The following is a 19,962-nucleotide window of genomic DNA, read 5'->3' on the forward strand; positions in this document are numbered from 1 at the left end:
CATGACGATGCCCAACAGAGCTGCCGGGTCGATCGCCGGTTTCGATGCGATCGCGATGGAGGTCTTCGCCAACCGCCTGCTCTCGATCACCGAGACCATGGCGATCAACATGATGCGCTCGTCCTTCTCGGCGCAGATCAAGGAGCGCCGCGACTTCTCGGTCGGGCTGTTCGACGGCAAGGGCCGGCTGGTGGCGCAGGGAACGCATATCCCGGTCCATCTCGGCTCGCTGATGGGCGTGGTCGAAGGGTTGCTCAAGCGCTATCCGCGTGAGGAGATCCGCCCCGGCGACGCCTTCATCTCCAACGACCCCTATGCCGCCGGCGGCACCCATCTGCCCGATATCGCGGTCGGCACCCCGGTGTTCCAGGGCGATGAGCTGATCGCCTTCGTGGTCAATATCGGCCATCACACCGATGTCGGCGGCGCCGTGCCGGGCTCGACCTCGCCGACGGCCCGCTCGATCTTCGAGGAGGGCCTGCGCCTCCCGGTGATGCGGGTCTGCCGCGAGGGCGAGGTCGACGAGGACCTGCTCAACCTGATCGCGCTGAATTCGCGCCTGCCGGAGGAGCGCCTGCTCGACCTGCGGGTCCAGATCGCGACCAATGCGCGGGGCTCCGATGCGGCGCTGGAACTGGTTCGCAGGATGGGCGTGGACGGCTTCAAGGCGCGCATCCATGACCTTCTCGCCTATACGAAACGCCGGCTCGATCTGCGCATCGCCGGGCTCGCAGCAGGAGCGCCCAGCCGCTTCACGGCCTGGCTCGATGATGACGGCCTGCCCGACGGCGAGATGGTGCCGCTTTGCGCCGCCGTCAGCGTCGAGGACGGCAAGCTCGTGATCGATCTCACCGGCAGCGGACCGGAGGCGCGGGGGGCGATCAACATTGCCGAGAACGCGCTCAGGGCCACGGCCTATTACTGCGTCAAGGCGCTGCTTGATCCCGAGCTCATGGCGAATTCCGGCATGATGGATTCGATCGTGCTCAGGGCGCCGGAAGGCACCATCGTCAATCCGCGTTCGCCGGCGCCGGTGGGCTCGCGCACCATCGCGTGCCAGCGCCTCGCCGGCGCGATCTTCGGCGCCTTCCAGCCGCTGGTCGATCCGGACACGCGGATCGCCTCGGCCTATGACGTGCTGCCCTCCTTCGGCTTCTCCGGCCACCGCCCCGAGAACGGCAGCTTCTATATCTGCGGCGAAACGGTCGGCGGCGGCGGCGGTGGGCGCTGCGACGGCGACGGCATGGACGGGGTCCATGTCCATGTCACCAACTCGCTCAACCTGCCGACGGAGGCGATGGAGAACGAATTCCCGCTGCATGTGGAGGAATACACATTGGTCCGGGATTCCGCCGGCTGCGGCCGCTGGCGCGGCGGCATGGGCATCGCCCGCACGGTGCGGGCGCTGCATGACAGGACCAATCTCGAAGCGCGCTCGGACCGGCACAAGGCCGGCGCGCCCGGTGCGGAAGGCGGCGGGCATGGCGGCGTGGGCCGCGTCACCCGCAACCCCGGAACGGGACGCGAGCAGGCGCTTCCCTCGAAGATCGCCCAGCTCCTGATCGACACCGGAGAGACGGTGCGCATCGCCACGCCGGGCGGTGGCGGCTTCGGGAATCCGGCCGAGCGGCCGGTCGCGCTGATCGCAGCCGATCTGCTCAACGACATCATGACCGAAGAGCACGCCCGGACAGGATATGGCGATGCGCTGGTCGACCAGGCCCTGACGCTTCTCCGGGAGGGGCGCCGGAAGTCGGCTGCGTAGCCGGGCGCGCTCGCAGGTCCCGCTGCAGCCTCAAGATTCAGCGGGAAAGGCCAGCGTCTCCAGCGAGTCTCGACGCATGCCGCGAGCGCCCCGGCGCTCCGGCCACGGGCCTGGCTTCGCTGCGAAATCTATAACTTGAAGAATACAAGCCTAAAAATTTCGACTTGGACTTATAGGCCGAAGATGGGGAGGCTGGCTCGGGCGCGGTGGAAAGCCTTGTGCAATGCCGCCGATCCAGTCGGCTCGCAGCCTCGGAGGGGCGCTTCGGGCCCACAGGCGGAAAAATGCCCCGCCGATGTCAACCGGAGCCGGACGGGCTCATCCGCAATGGAATGATGGTCCTGCAGTTCGGCAGCCATGCAATTCCAACGAAAACAAAAAGGGAGAGGGTTATGGCGAACAATCGAAGCACGTCGTACGGACGGCATTTCGCGACGGACCGTCGTCAATTCCTGCAGGGCAGTGCCGCGCTCGGTGCCGGCCTGCTCGTTCCCGCAGCCTTGTCGAAGGCCGCGAACGCAGCCGCCCCCGGTACGATCACCTATGCCTTGTCGGCCTATCCGCCGAACCTGCGCCCGTTCGACTGGTCCGGCCAGGCGGCGGTGACGGTCAAGGCCCTGCTGTTCCGCGGGCTCCTCTGCTTCGACGAGAAGGGAGCGGTGCAGCCCGAACTCGCCGAATCCTGGGAGCAGCCTGACTCCAGGACCTATCGCTTCAAGCTCCGCCCGAATGCGGCCTTCCAGAACGGCAAGCCGGTCACCGCCGAAGACGTCAAGGCCTCGTTCGATGCCATCCGCGGCGAGAAGTCCACGGCCTATGTCCGCCAGGCCTTCCAGGCAGTCGAGACGATCACGGTCGAGGACCCGAAGACGATCCGCATCGTGCTCAAGCAGCCGACGCCCTCCTTCATCCTGGCGCTGGCCGGACAGATGGCGCCGATTGTCTTCGCCGGAAAGATGGACAATCCCGATGCCATGATCGGTGCCGGCCCCTACAGGCTGGAAAACTCGGAAAAGGGCGTATCGCTGACCTTCAAGGCGAGGACCGATTTCTACCGGCCCGGCCAGCCCGCGACCGAGACCGTCCGCTTCGTCGCCTATCCCGATGACAGCCTGCGCATCGCGGCCCTGAACGCCGGCGACGTCGACATCATCGAATATGTCCCGTGGCAGAGCATGAAGGGCCTCTCGCAGACCAAGGGGCTGACACTGCAGAACTCGCTCGGCTCGTTCATGTACGTGGTCTTCAATCTGAAGGAGGGCCCGTTCACCGATCCGAAGGTGCGCCGCGCCGTGGCTCACGCCGTCAAGCGCGAGGACATCGTCAAGGCGGCCTTCTTCGGCGCCGGCAAGGTCCTGGACGGCGTGCCGCTGCCAGCCGGCTCGCCCTATGCCGTCCCGGAGCTCGAGCATCTCTGGCCCTATGATCCCGACCGCGCCCGGAGCCTGCTGAAGGAGGCCGGCGCCCAGAACGTCCAGGCGACGCTGCTGGCGACCAGCACCTACGGCTTCCACAAGGACATCGCCGAGATCATGCAGCAGCATCTGGCGGCTGTCGGCATGCAGGTGAAGCTCAGCCTGCCGGAATGGGGCGTCCGGGTCAGCCAGGGCAATGAAGGGCGCTATCATTTCGCCGTTAATGGCGGCGGACCGGACCTCGGCGATCCCGACGATCTGACCGCCTTCTTCGGCTCGGGCTCCGATTCCTACCGCCGCTCCTTCGGCCTGTCCGACCCGAAGCTCGACGCATTGCTGAACAAGGGCCGCCACGAGAGCGACACCGCCGCCCGCGTGAAGATCTATGCCGATCTGCAGCGTGCGGTCGCCGACAGCGTTCCCGTCACCTTCCTCAATTTCCGGGCGCAGGGCTGGGGCGTGCGCGACCGGGTAAAGGGCTTCAAGGTGCTGTCGGACCAGATGAACAATCAGGTCGGCATGGCCTTCGACACCGCCTCGGTCGGCTGAGCGGGCAGAGGGCACAGAGCCGCATCATGCTCGCTTACATTGTGAAAAGGTGCGCGGTGGCCGCCGTGATGATCTTCATGGTCGCCACCGCCGTGTTCATGATCCTGCATGTCGTGCCGGGTGATCCGGTCGAGGTCATGCTTTCGGCCGATGGCGGCAAGCCCGACCCGGCCGTCGCGGCCGAACTGCGCGCGCGCCTCGGCCTCGACCGCCCGCTTGCGGAGCAGTATGCGAGCTATCTGTCGCGCCTGGCGCGCGGCGATCTCGGCAGGAGCTTCCTCGACAACGAGCCGGTCCTGAAGAACATCGCGCAGCGCCTGCCGCGCACGCTCGAACTGATCGGCGCGGCGACGATCCTGTCCCTGCTCGTGGGGATCCCGCTCGGCGTGCTGGCCGCGCGCAACCGGGGTCGCGGGATCGACCGGGTGCTGGGCACCGCGACGAGCCTCGCCTTGTCGGTGCCGACCTTTGTGCTCGGCACCCTGTTCATCCTGGTGTTCGCGCTGCTGCTGCGCATCGCGCCGGCCGGCGGATTCGTGCCGTTCAGCCAGTCCCCGGCGACGCATCTCACGCTGCTGCTGATGCCGGCGACGGCCGTTGCCGTCGGATTGTCGGCGATCATCATCCGCATGACACGCTCCACCGTGCTCGACGTGCTCCAGCAGGACTGGGTGCGCACGGCGCGGGCGAAGGGCCTGCGGGAACCGCGCGTCCTGCGCCGCCATGTCGTGCGCAATGCGCTGGGGCCCGTCCTGACGGTGACCGGCCTCCAGATGGGCTCGATGCTCGGCGGCACCGTGCTCGTCGAGTTCATCTTCAACTGGCCGGGCATGAGCGGCTTCCTCGTCAGGGCCGTCGAGCACCGGGACTATCCCGAGGTCCAGGGGGTGGTGCTCGTCACAGCGACGCTCTTCATCGTGCTCAATCTCGTCGTCGACGTGCTTTATTCGGTTCTCGATCCGCAGGTGCGCGCGTCATGAACGGCTTGCTCGCCCTCCTGTGGCGGAATCCCAAGGCGCGCCATCTCGCGCCGTCGCTGATCGCGCTTTTCATCCTGATCCTGATCGCCGTCCTGGCGCCGGTGATCGCTCCCTACGACCCCCTGACCCTGGATATCGGCGGGCGGCTGGCACCGCCCTCGGTCGAACATTGGCTGGGGCAGGACGAGTTCGGCCGCGACGTCCTGAGCCGGCTGCTCTACGGCGCGCAGGTCTCGCTCAGCGTTGCTCTCGCGACCGGCGCGGTGGCGGCCCTCGTCGGCGTCAGCGCCGGCATGATCGGCGGCTATTTCGGCGGCATCGCCGAGGTGCTCACCGTCCGCACGGCGGAATTCATGCTGTCCTTCCCGCCGATCCTGCTGGCCCTGCTCGTCATCGCCCTGACCGGCCCCGGCACGGCGACGCTGATCGTCACACTCTCGGTCTTCTATGCGCCGGAATTCGCCCGGATCGCCTATGGCGAGGTCCGCGCCGTCAGGCAGAAGGAATATGTCGAGGCGATGCGCGCCATCGGCGCGGGCCCGTCGCGCATCCTGCGGCGGACGATCCTCCCCAATATCGCCGCGCCGCTCTTCGTGCAGTTCTCGCTGGTTGTCGCCTCGGCGATCGTGGTCGAGTCCGGACTGAGCTTCCTCGGGCTCGGCATCGTGCCGCCGACGCCGTCCTGGGGCCTGATGATCCGCGGCGCGCGCGCCTATCTGGAGATCAATCCGCTCGGCCTGGTCTGGCCCTGCGCCGCGCTGGTGACGACGATCTTCATCGTCAACGCGCTCTGCGACGCGGTACGCGACGTGTTCGATCCCCGCACGACCAAGCTGAAGGGCCTGCCCGAGGGCAAGGAAGGCACGGGCGGCCTGCAGGACCGCAGCGACGTCCGCCTTCCCGAGGACGTCCAGCTCTCCGTGGCGGGGTTGCGGACCGAGTTCGCCACGCCGAACGGCGCCGTGGCCGCGGTGAAGGACATCTCCTTCGATCTCAGGCGCGGCGAGACGCTGGCGGTGGTCGGCGAATCCGGCTCCGGCAAATCGGTCACCAGCCTGTCGATCATGGGGCTGCTGCCGAAGGGCGTCGCGCGCGTCACCGGCGGGCGGATCGCCTTCGCGGCGAAATCGGGCCAGACCTACGACCTGGCCGATCTCCCGGACGAGACGGCCTGCTCGCTGCGCGGCAGCGATATCGCGATGATCTTCCAGGAGCCGATGACCAGCCTCAACCCGGTCTACCGGATCGGCGACCAGATCGCCGAGGCCATCCTGGCGCATCGGGATTGCTCGCAGGCGGAAGCGCGCAGGCTCGCCCTGGAGATGCTGCGCAAGGTCCGCATCTCGGACCCGGAGCGCCGCCTCGACCAGTTCCCCTTCGAATTGTCGGGAGGCATGCGCCAGCGCGTGATGATCGCGCTCGCCTTGGCCTGCAAGCCGAAGCTCCTGATCGCCGACGAGCCGACCACGGCGCTCGATGTCACGATCCAGGCGCAGATCCTCGAGCTCATCAAGGATCTCCAGAAGGAAGAGGGCATGGCGATCCTCTTCGTCACCCACGACATGGGCGTGGTTGCCGAGATCGCCGACCGGACCGTCGTCATGTTCAATGGCGAGGCGGTCGAAGCCGGGACCACCGCCGAGATCTTCCGGCGACCGCAGCATCCCTACACCAAGGCGCTACTCGCCGCGGTTCCGAAGCTCGGCGCCATGAACGGCCGCGAACGGCCGATGCGCTTCCCGATCGTGGATCGCAGCACCGGCACGTCGGATGTTCCGACGGAGGTTCCAGACACCGTCAGGGACCAGGAGCGCCCTCTCCTTCAGGTCAGCAATCTGACGACGCGCTTCCCGATCCGCTCCGCCATTCGCGGCCGGATCACGGGGCGGGTGCACGCGGTCGAGAACGTCTCCTTCGACCTCCGCGCGGGCGAGACCCTGGCGCTGGTCGGGGAATCCGGCTGCGGCAAGTCGACCACGGGCCGCTCCCTGCTGCGGCTGGTCGAGCCGGAAGCCGGCTCGATCCTGCTCGACGGCGTGGACATGCTGAAGCTGGGCGCCGACGAACTGCGCGAACAGCGCCGGCGCATCCAGATGATCTTCCAGGACCCGTTCGGCAGTCTCAACCCGCGCGAGACGGTCGGCAGGGCGATCGCCGAGCCGCTCGTCATCCACGGCCTCGCCACGCCGGCCAAGGCCCGGGACAAGGTCGCGGACCTGCTGGAGCGGGTCGGGCTGCAAGCCGACATGGCCCGCCGCTATCCTCACGAATTCTCGGGAGGGCAGCGCCAGCGCATCTGCATCGCCCGCGCATTGGCGCTCGAACCGCGCCTGATCGTCGCCGACGAATCTGTCTCGGCGCTGGATGTGTCGGTCAAGGCGCAGGTGGTGAACCTGATGCTCGACCTGCAGGCCCAGATGGGGCTGAGCTACGTGTTCATCTCGCATGACATGGCGGTGGTGGAGCGTGTCAGCCACCGTGTCGCGGTGATGTATCTCGGCGAGATCGTCGAGATCGGACCCCGTGCCGCGATCTTCGGCAATCCGCAGCACCCCTATACGAAACGGCTGCTCGCCGCGGTGCCGATCGCGGACCCGGAGCGCCGCCACCAGCCGCGGCCCGTCTCCGACGCCGAGATCAGAAGCCCGATCAGGCCGGCCGATTTCGAACCTCCGATCCGCCAGTACCGGACAGTCTCGCCCGGGCACTCGGTCATGATCTGGGGAGACGAGTGGGCGCGCGACGCAACATAGTTGCTCCGGCCCCGCTCGTCGCAGGAGCCATCCTGTCCGGCTTCAACGCGTTAGAGCGTGCTCCAGCGCAATCTTGAAGACGCCCGGAGCGGCCTGAGTCACTCCCACTCGATCGTGCCGGGCGGCTTGCTCGTCACGTCGTAGACGACGCGGTTGATGCCCTTGACCTCGTTGATGATCCGGGTCGCGGCGCGGCCGAGGAAGTTCATGTCGAAGGGATAGAAATCCGCCGTCATGCCGTCGACCGAGGTCACGGCGCGCAGCGCGCAGACATGGTCATAGGTGCGGTAATCGCCCATCACGCCGACGGTTCGCACCGGCAGCAGCACGGCGAAGGCCTGCCAGATCACGTCGTAGAGGCCGGCCTTGCGGATCTCGTCGAGATAGATCGCATCCGCCTTGCGCAGGATGTCGAGCTTCTCCCTGGTGATCTCGCCGGGGCAGCGGATGGCGAGGCCCGGCCCCGGGAAGGGATGGCGGCCGACGAAGGCCTCGGGCAGGCCGAGCTCGCGGCCGAGCACACGAACCTCGTCCTTGAACAGCTCGCGCAGCGGCTCGACGAGCTTCATCTTCATGCGCTCGGGCAGGCCGCCGACATTGTGGTGGCTCTTGATCGTGACCGAAGGACCGCCGGAGAACGAGACGCTCTCGATCACGTCGGGATAGAGCGTGCCCTGCGCCAGGAAATCGGCGCCGCCGAGCTTGGCGGCTTCGGCATCGAAGACATCGATGAACAGCCGGCCGATGGTCTTGCGCTTGGCTTCCGGATCGGCGCCGCACTTCGCAAGTTCGGAGAGAAAAAGCTCTTCGGCTTCAACGTGGACCAGCGGGATATTATAGTGATCCCTGAACAGGCGGACGACCTCTTCCGCCTCGTTCATCCGCATCAGGCCGTGATCGACGAACACACAGGTGAGCTGGTCGCCGATCGCCTCGTGGATCAGCACCGCCGCCACCGCCGAGTCGACGCCACCGGAGAGACCGCAGATGACGCGGCCGGTGCCGACCTGCTCCTTGATCTTCTTCTGCATCTCGGAGCGATAGGCCGACATGCTCCAGTCCGGCTTGCAGCCGCAGATCTCGACGACGAAGTTGCGCAGAAGCTTGCCGCCATCGGGGGTATGGACCACCTCGGGGTGGAACATCGTCGAGTAGAAGCGGCGCTCCTCGTCGCTCGCCACGGCATAGGGGGCGTTCTCGGAGGTCGCCTTGACGGTGAAGCCGGCCGGGAGCTGCGTGACCCGGTCGCCATGGCTCATCCAGACCGGATAGCGGCCGCCCTCCTCCCAGACACCTTCGAACAGCGCCGAGGGCGTGACGATCTCGACATCGGCGCGGCCGAATTCGGCAGCATGCCCACCCTCGACCTTGCCGCCGAGCTGATGCGCCATGGTCTGCTGGCCATAGCAGATGCCCATCAGCGGGATATTGGCCGAGAAGACCGCTTCGGGAGCGCGCGGGCTGCCCTCGTCCGGCACCGAGGCCGGGCCTCCCGAGAAGATGACGCCCTTCGGCTTCATGCGGGCAAAGGCCTCGGAAGCGGACTGGAACGGGGCGATCTCGCAATAGACGCCGATCTCGCGGATGCGCCGCGCGATCAGCTGCGTCACCTGCGAGCCGAAATCGATGATGAGGATGGAGTCGTGATGGGGCTGAGCGCTCGTCATCGCGTTCCGTTAATGGATCGCGCGGGCGCACGCAACGGGGCCGCGCCCGAACGCATGGCGGCTCTACCGCTAGGCCTTGGCGGCATCCTCGATCAGGTCAGAAATCTCGGCCGGGCGCGAGGCGAGCGAGGCGTGGCTGGCATCGAGCCTCAGGGTCTTCTGCGGACGCATGCGCTGCGCCATCATGACCTGGTTTTCGGGCGCGATCATCCGGTCGGCGCTGGAGATCTGGTACCAGTTCGGCTTCTTCTTCCAGGCCGGGGCCGTCACGGTGTCGCCGAAGGTCGAGCCGAGCGGCGCCTTCTGCGTGATCGCCATCACCATGGCTTCGTCGGCCGACAGGTCCTGACAGAAACTCTCCCGGAACTTGTCCGGCTTGATCCAGAGATAGCCGTCGCTATCCGGCGCGATGTTGGGGAAGGCCTGCGGCGGCCTGGCCTGGCTGATACCGCCCGCGCTTTCGCCGGCATCGGGCGCGAAGGCCGCGATGAAAACCAGGGCCTTGACGTTCGGCAGGTCGCCCATCTCGGTGATGACCTTGCCGCCATAGGAATGGCCGACGAGCACGACGGGGCCTGCGATCTGCCGCACCATCTTGCGGGTGCGCTCGGCGTCATCCGCCAGCGAGGTCAGCGGATTCTCGACGGCGTGAAGATCGGCATGGCCGCGCCGCGACAATTCGAGAATGACCTTCGACCAATGGGCGGCCCCGCCCCAGAAGCCATGAACCAGAACGATCGCGGGCTTGTTGGGCATGTCACCATCTCCCATCCCGGCCGGGGAAGGTCCCGGCCGAACACGTCGCCGAGTGGAAACCTCGCAGAGTTTCAGCAGAGTGTCGATGCGGAAGCGCAGCCGCTAACGCTCATGCGTTGCGCGACAGGCAGGCCAGATAGAACCCATCCGTGCCGGTGCGCCGCGGCGAGAGCTGCAGGCCGTGGGTGGTGGCGAAGCGGGCGAGCAGGGAGAAGTCGCTTTCGGCGCCCCTGAGCACGTCGATCGGCGCGATTGCGGAGAAGCTCGCATGCTTGGCGAGGAAGGCGCGGATGGCCTCGTCGTTCTCCTCCGGCAGCACCGAGCAGGTGATGTAGGCGACGCGGCCGCCCGGCTTCACCAGCCTGGCGGCGCGGGCCAGCACCTCGGCCTGGTCCTTGATGCGCTCGGCCAGTGCGCCCGGGCGCACCCGCCATTTCGCATCCGGGTTGCGCCGCCAGGTACCGGAACCGGTGCAGGGCGCGTCGACCAGGACGAGATCGACCTGCCCCGCGATATCGGCGAAGGGCTCGTGGCCGCGCGAGCGGGGAATGCGAACCTCGACGATGCCGGCGCTCGAGCGGGCGAGCCGGTCATGCAGGGGCGCGAGGCGGCGGCTGTCGAGATCGGTGGCGTAGAGGCTGCCGCGATTGGCCATCAACGCCGCGAGCGCCAGCGTCTTGCCCCCTGCCCCGGCGCAGAGATCGATCACGGTCTGGCCGGGCCGGGCACCGGCGAGCAGCGTCACCAGTTGCGAGCCCTCGTCCTGGATCTCGAATGCGCCGGCGAAGAAGCCGGGCTCGGTCTGCAGCGACGGACCGCGCCCGTCATGGCCGGGCTGGAAACGCAGCGCATCCGGAGACCAGGGCCCCTGCTCCGGCTGGAGATGGGCCAGATCGTTCAACACGGCGTCCCTGCTCGCCTTCAGGCGATTGACGCGCAGATCGATCGGCGCGCGCGCGGCCAGCGCCTCGCCCTCAGCGATGGCGACCTCGCCCAATCCCGCTCGGAAAGAAGGCCAGAGCCATTCCGGCACGTCGGCCTGCACCCATTCGGGCGCGCCCTCGACCGAGAAAGCCGTGAGAAGCGCGGTCTCGTCGTCGCTCAGCGGCTCCGGCGCGTGATTCTCGCCAGAGCAGAGTTCCGCGATCTCCGCGACGCCGAGGCCGCGCAAACCCGCGAGCATGCCGAGGACGAGCGCACGCGGCGTCTCCGACGCCATCGCATAGCCGGAGGAGGCCTTGCGCCGGAGCGCGTCATAGACCAGCGAGGCGATGGCTGCGCGGTCCTTGGAGCCGGCGAAACGGCGCGACAGGCCCCAGTCCTTCAGGGAATCGGAGGCCGGCCGGCGGCGCTCGACGATATCCTGGAGCACCTCGATGGCAGCACTGATCCGGGCGGCTGGGGTCATGACGTTTCAATCCTGGCGCCGGACGGCTTCCGGGCGCCGCAAACACGGTGTCGAACATGTTTCGACCGATTCAAGCATGACGCCGGGGCATAAGCCTCCCATTGCCACACTCTTGACGCGGTCGTTCCACAAGCGGAAAGACGATGCAACCGCATGTCGCGGCCATTGGGATACACACACATGAAAAGCGCCAGCCGCATCGTCATCCTGAGCCTCGTCGCGCTCGGCCTCGCCGCCTGCGCCACCCAGCAGCCGGACTACACTCCGCCGGCCTCCAAGCGCCTCGACGCCAAGACGACCCTCGAGAACCGCCGCTGAGATTTCGCGGAGCGGCAAAGGCTGGCTGCGTCGCGGCCGACCGATCCCGCTCGCATCGGCAATCGCACCAAAACCCGCGCCGGCTTCTGCCGGGGCGGGTTTTTATATGGGCGACGCGATCGGTAGAAGACCCGCGGCACGCGGCCGCTCAACTTTCGGCCAACTGTCATCGGGACAGCGCCGATGCTAGCCTTCCACCAGGGTGGAGGAACGGTCGATGATGCGCTTCGGGGCTCTCTCGCTAACTCTTCTATCGCTCGCGCTGGCAGATGCGGCGGCAGCCCAGCAGATCTATCGCCACGAGCCGGCCAAAGGGCTGATCCGAGCCGGTCAAAAGATACTGGTCGATGACGGCAGATGCCCGCGAGGACAGATCCTCGAGGTGACCGGCGGCACAAATCCGAGCCTCAGGGCCCGGCAAGGCCAATCGACGGAGCGTGAACGTCGTTGCATTCCGCGCGGTTGAGCGGCGACAGTTTCGACCAGATGCCGCGCCACACGCTTCCGCGCGGCGCCCCAGACCCGCCCCAGATTCACCAAGTGCCAGCCTTCATGCCGGCGTCATATCCGCCGACCTAAGTTCGCCGGCATTTCCGCAAGACCGGGTCAGGCCATGACAAAGAGCTTCCTTCTCTCGACCACGCTCCTTGCCGCGCTGTCCTTCCAGGCACCGGTCGCGCTTGCGCAGGCGGCTCCGACGCTGTCCGGCCAGAAGCCGCTGGTCATTGCCCATCGCGGCGCCAGCGGCTACCTGCCCGAGCATACGATCGAGGGCTACAAGCTCGCGATCGAGCAAGGCGCCGACTTCATCGAGCCCGACCTCGTCTCGACCAGGGACGGCGTGCTCGTCGTCCGCCACGAGCCGATGCTATCAGGCACGACCGATGTCGCGGATCGCCCGGAATTCGCCAATCGCAAGACCACCCGCAAGGTCGACGGCGTCGACACCACGGACTGGTTCGCCAATGACTTCACCGCCGCCGAGATCAAGACGCTGAAGGCGAAGCAGGCCTTCGCCGATCGCGACCCTTCCCATAACGGCAAGTACCAGATCCCGACCTTCCAGGAGGTGATCGACCTCGCCAAGGCCGAAAGCGCCCGCACCGGCCGCACCATCGGCATCTATCCCGAGACCAAGCATCCGACCTATCACGCCGCGCTCGGCCTCGCCTTCGAGGACAAGCTTTTGGACATGCTCAAGGCCGCCGGCTGGACCGACAAGACCGCGCCGGTCTTCATCCAGAGCTTCGAGACCGCGAACCTGAAATACCTGCGCCCGAAGACGCAATTGCGCCTCGTCCAGCTCGTCGATGGCGACGGCGTCGACAAGGACGGCAAGGTCACGCTCGCCGCGCCCTTCGACCGGCCCTATGATTTCGCCGTGCTGGGCGACAAGCGGACCTTCCAGGACATGCTCTCGGCCGAGGGCCTCAAGGAGATCGCGACCTATGCCGACGGCGTCGGCCCCTGGAAGCCCTATCTGATCGGCGCCAAGCAGACGATCGGTGCGGACGGCAAGCCGCAGGACCTCAATGGCGACGGCGCGATCGACGAGCGCGACCGCACGCTGATCGCCCCGACCAATGTGGTGAAGGACGCCCATGCCGCCGGCCTGCTGGTCCATAGCTGGACCTTCCGCAGCGAGCCGAAGCGGCTGACCTCCGATTTCAAGAGCGATGCGGGCGCCGAGTACAAGGCGTTCTTCGCGCTCGGCCTCGACGGACTGTTCTCGGATTTCCCCGATCAGGCCGTGAAGGCGCGCGACGGCAAGTAAGCCCGATCTTGGCAGAAGGCCCGCGACGCCAGGCGTCGCGGGCCTTCTCATGGGGAGATGTCGCGCCTTCCGGCACGGCTGAACTCAATCGCAGACGCGGGTCGTCCGACGCACGACGCCGCGCGGTGTCTCGCGCTCGGTCGTCACGGTGCGGCAGTCGCGGCGCGAATTCGCACGGCGCCATTCACGCTCGCGATGACGGTCGTACCGGTCGCGCCGCTCCTCGCGGATTTCGCGATCGATGGCCCGCTCGCGCGGCGAGCGCGTATCGACGCTGACGCCGCCGGGGCCGACATTGATCGACTGGGCATAGGCTCCGCCACTCATCAGAAGCGCGACAAGCAGGGCAGGAACAAGACGTTTCATGACGTATCCTCCGTTCCCGTCACCAACCGGTTACGCAAGGATTCGTTCCGACATCCCCTGAAACGCAAAACGCGCCGGCAGAGCCGGCGCGCTTGCGGTTTTCGATGGGAATACCCGCTCTCAGTGCAGGATCTGCGAGAGGAAGAGCTTGGTGCGCTCGTGCTGCGGGTTCTTGAAGAACTCGTTGGGGGTGTTCATCTCGACGATCTGGCCGGCATCCATGAAGATGACGCGGTCGGCGACCTGGCGGGCGAAGCCCATCTCGTGGGTGACGCAGAGCATGGTCATGCCCTCGTCGGCCAGCGAGACCATGGTGTCGAGCACCTCCTTGACCATCTCGGGATCGAGCGCCGAGGTCGGCTCGTCGAACAGCATGATCTTCGGGCTCATGCAGAGCGAGCGGGCGATCGCCACGCGCTGCTGCTGGCCGCCCGAGAGCTGGCCCGGATATTTATGGGCCTGCTCGGGAATCTTGACGCGCTTGAGATAGTGCATGCCGATCTCCTCGGCATCCTTCTTGGGCATCTTGCGCACCCAGATCGGCGCCAGCGTCAGGTTCTCGAGGATCGTCAGATGCGGGAACAGGTTGAAGTGCTGGAAGACCATGCCGACGTCGCGGCGGATCTCGTCGATCTTCTTGAGATCGTTGGTGAGCTCCGTGCCATCGACGATGATCTGGCCCTTCTGATGCTCCTCCAGCCGGTTGATGCAGCGGATCATCGTCGACTTGCCCGAGCCGGACGGGCCGCAGATGACCAGCTTCTCGCCGCGGCTGACCTTCAGGTTGATGTCGCGCAGCACATGGAACTCGCCGTACCACTTGTTGACGCCGATCATCTCGACCGCCGTCGCCGTGTTCAGCGAGGTCTGCTTCAGGGCCGCGGGGCGGGAGTCGGTCGTCTTGGTTTCTGCCATTGCCATGGTTGTCGTCCCTCTCAACGTTTTTGGCCGGCGGCGAGGCGCTTCTCGACCGCGATCGAGTAGCGCGACATTCCCCAGCAGCACAGGAAATAGAAGATGGCGGCGAAGGCGTAGCCTGTCGACCGTGTCGTCGGCGTCGCCCAGGTCGGATCGATCAGCGTCGCCTCGATGGTGCGCAGGAAGTCGAAGATGCCGACGATGGTGACCAGCGTCGTGTCCTTGAACAGCCCGATGAAGGTGTTGACGATGCCGGGAATGACGATCCGCAACGCCTGCGGCAGGATGATCAGGCGCATCATCTGCCAGTAGCCGAGGCCGAGCGACATCGCGCCCTCGTACTGGCCCTTCGGCATCGCCTGCAGGCCGCCGCGCACCACCTCCGCCATATAGGCGGCGGCGAAGAGCGCGACGCCGATCAGCGGCCGCAGCAAACGGTCCGGCGAATATTCCTGCGGCACGAAGAGCGGCAGCATGGTGTTCGCCATGAACAGCACCGTGATCAGCGGCACGCCGCGCACGAACTCGATGAAGATCACCGAGAGCAGCTGGATCGCCGGCAGCTTGGAGCGGCGGCCGAGCGCCAGCAGCACGCCGAGCGGCAGCGAGAAGACGATGCCCACCGCCGAGATCAGGAAGGTCACGGTCATGCCGCCCCAGAGGCCGGTATCGACGCGCGGCAGCCCGATCCTGTCGGCGAGCACCGCCAGGAGCCCGAAGACGACGAGCGAGATCAGGATCAGGCGCTTGGGCCGGTAGAAGCGCTGCCAGGCCGGCATGGCCTCCTCGACCGCGAGCTGGCCCTCGCCGATCCAGAACTTCATCAGTCCCGGCGCGAAGGAGAGCACCAGATAGAGCACCGCCAGCGCGAAGGTGACGAGGATCAGGAAGCGCAGGAAGCTCTCCGCGCGCTCGCCGCCAAGCAGCAGGATGAAGGCGCTCGCCGGCATGATGACGAAGAAGAAGAAGAAGCCGACCTTCTTCAGCGGCATTTTGTTCCAGAGCAGCCAGACCACGCCGAGCGCGAACATCGCGAAGACGATGTTGACCCGCCAGCGCTCCGCCACCGGATAGGAGCCGTAGATGAAGTACTGGGTGCGGTCCGCGATATAGGCCCAGCAGGCGCCGACCGGGCGCCCGACCTTGTCGGCGAGGCAGGCATCGCGGTTCGTGCCGGTCCAGACCGCATCGAGGAAGTAGAAGCGGATCATCCCCGGAACCGTGTCGATCACCAGCCAGACGCAGAGCAGCGTCAGGATGATATTGAGCGGGCTCGAGAACAGGTTCGTCCTGATCCAGGCCAGCGGGCCGGCGACGGAGAGCGGTGCCGGCTCCTGCTCGAGGGTTTCCCTGCGGACGAAGGCGTAGGGCGCGTTTTCGGTTGTTGCGTCGGTCATCGCGCGGCCCTCACCGTTCCACCAGCGCCATGCGCTTGTTGTAGATGTTCATGAACAGCGATGTCACCAGCGAGATCGTCAGATAGACCGCCATCGTGATCGCCACGACCTCGACCGCCTGGCCGGTCTGGTTCAGCACCGTGCCGGTGAAGACCTGAACGAGATCGGGATAGCCGATCGCGACCGCCAGCGACGAGTTCTTGGTCAGGTTGAGGTAGTTGGAGGTCAGCGGCGGGATGATGACGCGCATCGCCTGCGGAATGACGACAAGCTTCAGCGTCGGCCCGTTGCGCAGGCCCAGAGCATGGGCGGCCTCGGTCTGCCCTTTCGACACCGCGAGGATGCCGGCGCGCACGACCTCGGCGATAAAGCCGGCCGTATAGGTCGTCAGGCCGATCAGCAGCGCGACGAATTCCGGGAAGATCTGGACACCCCCGCGCAGATTGAAGCCGGCGAGTTCGGGATAGACGAAGGTGACCGGCCGGCCCAGGACGAAATAGATCAGCGCCGGCACGACCACGATCAGGGCGAGCGCGACCCAGCCGATCGGATATTGCCTGCCGGTCGCGGCCTGCTGCTTGTGCGCCCAGGAGCGGAAGATGAAGGTGGCGACGAGACCGATCAGGAACGCCCATATGATCAGGCTGCCGCCGGGACCCAGGTGCGGATCGGGAAGGTAAAGGCCGCGGTTGTTGAGCAGCGCTCCGGCCGGCAGCGCGATCGACTGGCGCGGGTTCGGCAGCGGCTTCAGCACCGCGTTGTACCAGAAGAACAGCTGGAGCAGCAGCGGGATGTTGCGGATGACCTCGACATAGATCATCGCCAGCTTGGAGATGACCCAGTTGTTCGACAGCCGGGCGACACCGACGAAGAAGCCGAGGAAGGTCGCAAAGATGATGCCGAGCCCGGCGACCAGCAGCGTGTTCAACAGGCCGACGATGAAGGCGTCGCCATAGGTCGAGCCGCCCGCGGCCGAGAACGGGATCAGCTTCTGGTTGATGTCGAAGCCGGCGGCGTTGTGCCAGAAGCCGAAGCCGGAGGCGATCTTCTGCGCGCGCAGGTTCTCGATCGCGTTCGAAGCCGCCGACCAGATCAGGAAGACGACGATCGCCACCAGAGCGGCCTGATAGACATAGCCCCGGACCTTCGGGTCGTAGAATAACGACGCCTTGCCGGGTGATACCTGTTCGCTCGGAATGCTCGACACCTGTCACGCCCTTTTTGTTTCGCTTGTCGTGGCCGGCGATCCTGCAGCGGTGCGGTTGCGCTGCGGTCGTCTTGTTGTCCGTGCCACTCTTCTGGTTTTGCGAACGGCGCCCGGCCGGCAGGCCGCGCGCCCTTCCCTTACGTCCCGGCCCGGCGCAGCGCGTTGCGCTGCGACAGGTATCCGGCACCGGCGGCCGCCGGCGCGATGATGTTCCTCATGCGGTTCCCCTGTTCGGAGCGGGTTCGTCCCGCCCTCGGCCAGCCAGCAAGCTTCGCGCCAACCGGCGCGACACCTGCCTCGATTCCTTCGTCTCGCACAGGGCTGCCTCGCCCTGTCCCGTCATCTTTCGAACCGGCCGCCCGCCGGTCGTCTTCAGCGGATCGGCGGAGCGTATTGCAGGCCCCCCTTGGTCCACAGCGCATTCTGGCCACGTTCGATCTTCAGAGGCGAGTCCCGACCGAGATTTCTCTCAAAAGATTCACCATAATTGCCGACATGGCGAACGATGCGATAGGCCCAGTCGCGATCCAGGCCGAGTGCCTCGCCGAAATGACCCTCCAGGCCGAGCAGCCGGCGGACGTCAGGCCGCTCCGAGGCCCGTATGGAATCGACATTGCCCTGGCCCACGCCCAGCTCTTCGGCATCGACCATGGCGAAGAGCGTCCACTTCACCAGGTCGAACCATTGGTCGTCGCCATGGCGGACGGCGGGGCCGAGCGGCTCCTTCGAGATCGTTTCGGGCAGGATGACGTGCTCCTGCGGCGCTGCCAGCTTCATCCGCTGGATCGCGAGCCCGGCCCGGTCATAGGCATAGGCGTCGCAGCGGCCGCTGGCATAGGCGTCGACGGTCTCCTCGCTGCCTTTGAAGGTGACGATCTCGTATTTCAGACCGTGGCTGCGAAAGAAGTCGGCAACGTTGAGCTCGGTCGTCGTGCCCTGCTCGATGCAGACGGACGAGCCCGCAAGCTGCACGGCAGAAGTCAGACCGAGCCTGGCACGAACCATGAAGCCTTCGCCGCCATAGAAATTGATGCCGGTGAAGTTGAGACCGAGTGCGGTATCGCGCGCCATCGACCAGGTCGAGGTGCGTGACAGGAGATCGACCTCGCCCGTCTGGAGCGCGGTGAAGCGGTCCTTCGACAGGAGGGGAATGAATTTCACCTTCTCGGGATCGTCGAAGATCGCGGCCGCGACGGCCCGGCAGAGATCGACATCGAAACCGGTCCAGCGCCCCTGCCTGTCGGGAATGGAAAACCCCGCCAGCGAGGGAGCCACGCCGCAGATGACGGCGCCGCGATGCCTGACCTGCTCCAGCAGGCCGCCTGCGGGCGCCGCTCGTCCACTGTCGGGCGCGAGGGCGGCCATGGCGGCCAATACCAGCGCAAGGATGGTCGGCATCCCGGCCTTTCCCATGGCGGAATCAGACCCGGGTGACAGCGGCGGCGACACTACCCGGCAATCGACATTCAGATGATCGCGGCCGATCAACGAGGACCGCTTCGGTGAGCCCATGCGAGAACGGGGCGCCGGTCAGACAACCGGCGCCCCGCATGCCTCTCAGCGAACCGGCGGGGCGTATTGCAGGCCGCCCTTGGTCCAGAGACCGTTCTGACCGCGGGCGATCTTGAGCAGCGAGCCCTGGCCCACGTTGCGCTCGAAGGATTCGCCGTAGTTGCCGACATGCTTGACGATGCGGACGACCCAGTCCGGCGTCAGGCCGATCTGCTCGCCGAACTTGCCCTCGGTGCCGAGCAGACGCTTGATCTCGGGGTTCTCGGACTTCAGCTGCTGGTCGACATTCGCCTGGGTGACGCCGAGCTCCTCGGCGTTCAGCATGGCGAAATGGGTCCACTTCACCAGGTTGAACCACTGCGGGTCGTTGTTGCGGACGGAGGGGCCGAGCGGCTCCTTCGAGATGATCTCGGGCAGAACGAGATGCTCGTCGGGGTTCGTCAGCTTCAGGCGTTCGGCATAGAGGCCCGAGGCGTCCGTGGTGAAGGCGTCGCAGCGACCGGCATCGTAAGCCTTGACCGTCTCGTCCGAGGTCGCGAAGGCGACGACTTCGTACTTGAGGTTGTTGGCGCGGAAATAGTCGGCGAGGTTGAGCTCGGTCGTGGTGCCCTGCTGGGTGCAGACCGACGCGCCCGAAAGCTGCAGCGCCGAATTCACGCCGAGCTTCTTGCGGACCAGGAAGCCCTGGCCGTCATAATAGTTCACGCCGGTGAAGAGCAGGCCGAGCGAGGCGTCGCGCGTCATCGTCCAGGTCGAGTTGCGGACGAGCACGTCGACTTCGCCCGACTGGAGCGCGGTGAAGCGGTCCTTGGCCGAGAGCGGGATGAACTTCACCTTGCTGGGATCGTTGAAGATCGTCGCGGCGATGGCACGGCAAAGATCGACGTCGAGCCCCTTCCAGTTGCCCTGCGCATCCGGCACGCCGAAGCCGGCGAGGCCGGTGTTCGAGCCGCAGTTGAGAATGCCGCGCTGCTTGACCTGCGCCAGCGTGGCCTGGGCCGAAGCCCCCGTCGCGGACATCGCCAGGCCGATGCCTGCTGCAAGGGCGGCTGCTACAAACTTCTTCATCGGTACTCTCCCGTTGGAACCCCTGTCCGGCTGATGCCGGAAGATTTGTCTGGTCCCGCCGCCGGCGGCTTTTTCGCCGCTCGGTTCATCCCGCTTTCGCGCGGCGTCC

At 66.4% G+C, this 19,962-nt stretch carries 16 protein-coding genes and 1 pseudogene; 8 read left to right on the top strand and 9 right to left on the bottom strand.

Annotated features, from left to right (window positions below; genetic code table 11):
* Position 1 precedes the first annotated feature (1 nt).
* The 5 genes and pseudogenes from ASE61_RS00935 (at position 2) to ASE61_RS00950 (ending at position 7,462) form a co-directional block, all read left to right on the top strand.
* Positions 2–1,765: a hydantoinase B/oxoprolinase family protein gene (locus ASE61_RS00935; protein WP_061963773.1), complete on the top strand. Its 1,764-nt coding sequence runs from the start codon at positions 2–4 to the stop codon at positions 1,763–1,765.
* 392 nt (positions 1,766–2,157) lie between these two features.
* Entirely contained in the window at positions 2,158–3,729 is a 1,572-nt protein-coding gene (locus tag ASE61_RS00940) for an ABC transporter substrate-binding protein (RefSeq protein ID WP_162260046.1), read from the top strand.
* Positions 3,730–3,755: 26 nt separating this feature from the next.
* A complete protein-coding gene (locus ASE61_RS00945; RefSeq protein WP_061963775.1) occupies positions 3,756–4,709 on the top strand; it encodes an ABC transporter permease in 954 nt (317 codons plus the stop codon).
* Positions 4,706–5,527 (top strand): annotated as a pseudogene (locus tag ASE61_RS27350) (ABC transporter permease); the annotation flags it as partial. The gene ASE61_RS00945 and the pseudogene ASE61_RS27350, both read left to right, overlap by 4 nt.
* Positions 5,528–5,581: 54 nt before the next feature.
* Positions 5,582–7,462 carry an ABC transporter ATP-binding protein gene (locus ASE61_RS00950; RefSeq protein ID WP_061965451.1) on the top strand — a complete coding sequence of 627 codons (1,881 nt, stop codon included), beginning with the start codon at positions 5,582–5,584 and terminating at the stop codon, positions 7,460–7,462.
* A 98-nt stretch (positions 7,463–7,560) separates the two neighbouring features.
* Here ASE61_RS00950 and guaA read toward each other — a convergent pair whose 3' ends face one another.
* The 3 genes from guaA to ASE61_RS00965 all read right to left on the bottom strand — a co-directional run bounded on the left by guaA (position 7,561) and on the right by ASE61_RS00965 (position 11,293).
* Complete coding sequence (gene guaA / locus ASE61_RS00955; protein WP_061963777.1) at positions 7,561–9,129, bottom strand: glutamine-hydrolyzing GMP synthase; 1,569 nt, start codon at positions 9,127–9,129, stop codon at positions 7,561–7,563.
* Between the two features lie 69 nt (positions 9,130–9,198).
* On the bottom strand, positions 9,199–9,885 hold the full coding sequence (locus ASE61_RS00960) for an alpha/beta hydrolase (RefSeq protein WP_061963779.1): 687 nt from the start codon (positions 9,883–9,885) through the stop codon (positions 9,199–9,201).
* 109 nt (positions 9,886–9,994) lie between these two features.
* Complete coding sequence (locus ASE61_RS00965) at positions 9,995–11,293, bottom strand: RsmB/NOP family class I SAM-dependent RNA methyltransferase (RefSeq protein ID WP_061963781.1); 1,299 nt, start codon at positions 11,291–11,293, stop codon at positions 9,995–9,997.
* 180 nt (positions 11,294–11,473) lie between these two features.
* Between ASE61_RS00965 and ASE61_RS26850 the strand changes: the two genes are divergently transcribed.
* The 3 genes from ASE61_RS26850 to ASE61_RS00970 all read left to right on the top strand — a co-directional run bounded on the left by ASE61_RS26850 (position 11,474) and on the right by ASE61_RS00970 (position 13,385).
* Entirely contained in the window at positions 11,474–11,611 is a 138-nt protein-coding gene (locus ASE61_RS26850; protein ID WP_170843263.1) for a hypothetical protein, read from the top strand.
* A gap of 217 nt (positions 11,612–11,828) precedes the next feature.
* The gene (locus tag ASE61_RS25825; RefSeq protein WP_200959583.1) at positions 11,829–12,077 is read left to right on the top strand and encodes a DUF6719 family protein; all 249 of its coding nucleotides are present in this window, start codon (positions 11,829–11,831) and stop codon (positions 12,075–12,077) included.
* A gap of 147 nt (positions 12,078–12,224) precedes the next feature.
* On the top strand, positions 12,225–13,385 hold the full coding sequence (locus tag ASE61_RS00970) for a glycerophosphodiester phosphodiesterase (RefSeq protein ID WP_061963783.1): 1,161 nt from the start codon (positions 12,225–12,227) through the stop codon (positions 13,383–13,385).
* Between the two features lie 84 nt (positions 13,386–13,469).
* On the opposite strand, the gene ASE61_RS00975 is transcribed toward ASE61_RS00970, so the two are convergent.
* The 6 genes from ASE61_RS00975 to ASE61_RS01000 all read right to left on the bottom strand — a co-directional run bounded on the left by ASE61_RS00975 (position 13,470) and on the right by ASE61_RS01000 (position 19,853).
* Positions 13,470–13,751, bottom strand: coding sequence for a hypothetical protein (locus ASE61_RS00975; protein ID WP_061963785.1), 282 nt, complete (start codon positions 13,749–13,751; stop codon positions 13,470–13,472).
* A gap of 120 nt (positions 13,752–13,871) precedes the next feature.
* Positions 13,872–14,666, bottom strand: coding sequence for an amino acid ABC transporter ATP-binding protein (locus ASE61_RS00980; protein ID WP_377848949.1), 795 nt, complete (start codon positions 14,664–14,666; stop codon positions 13,872–13,874).
* Between the two features lie 20 nt (positions 14,667–14,686).
* Positions 14,687–16,066, bottom strand: a complete 1,380-nt coding sequence (locus ASE61_RS00985) for an amino acid ABC transporter permease (protein ID WP_061963788.1) — start codon at positions 16,064–16,066, stop codon at positions 14,687–14,689.
* A 10-nt stretch (positions 16,067–16,076) separates the two neighbouring features.
* Positions 16,077–17,264: an amino acid ABC transporter permease gene (locus tag ASE61_RS00990; RefSeq protein ID WP_061965453.1), complete on the bottom strand. Its 1,188-nt coding sequence runs from the start codon at positions 17,262–17,264 to the stop codon at positions 16,077–16,079.
* Positions 17,265–17,645: 381 nt separating this feature from the next.
* Positions 17,646–18,671, bottom strand: a complete 1,026-nt coding sequence (locus ASE61_RS00995) for an amino acid ABC transporter substrate-binding protein (protein WP_061963790.1) — start codon at positions 18,669–18,671, stop codon at positions 17,646–17,648.
* A 159-nt stretch (positions 18,672–18,830) separates the two neighbouring features.
* Positions 18,831–19,853: an amino acid ABC transporter substrate-binding protein gene (locus ASE61_RS01000; RefSeq protein WP_061963792.1), complete on the bottom strand. Its 1,023-nt coding sequence runs from the start codon at positions 19,851–19,853 to the stop codon at positions 18,831–18,833.
* Between the last annotated feature and the right edge of the window lie 109 nt (positions 19,854–19,962).

This window comes from Allobosea sp. Root670, assembly GCF_001429415.1.
Taxonomy (GTDB): Bacteria; Pseudomonadota; Alphaproteobacteria; order Rhizobiales; family Beijerinckiaceae; genus Allobosea; species Allobosea robiniae.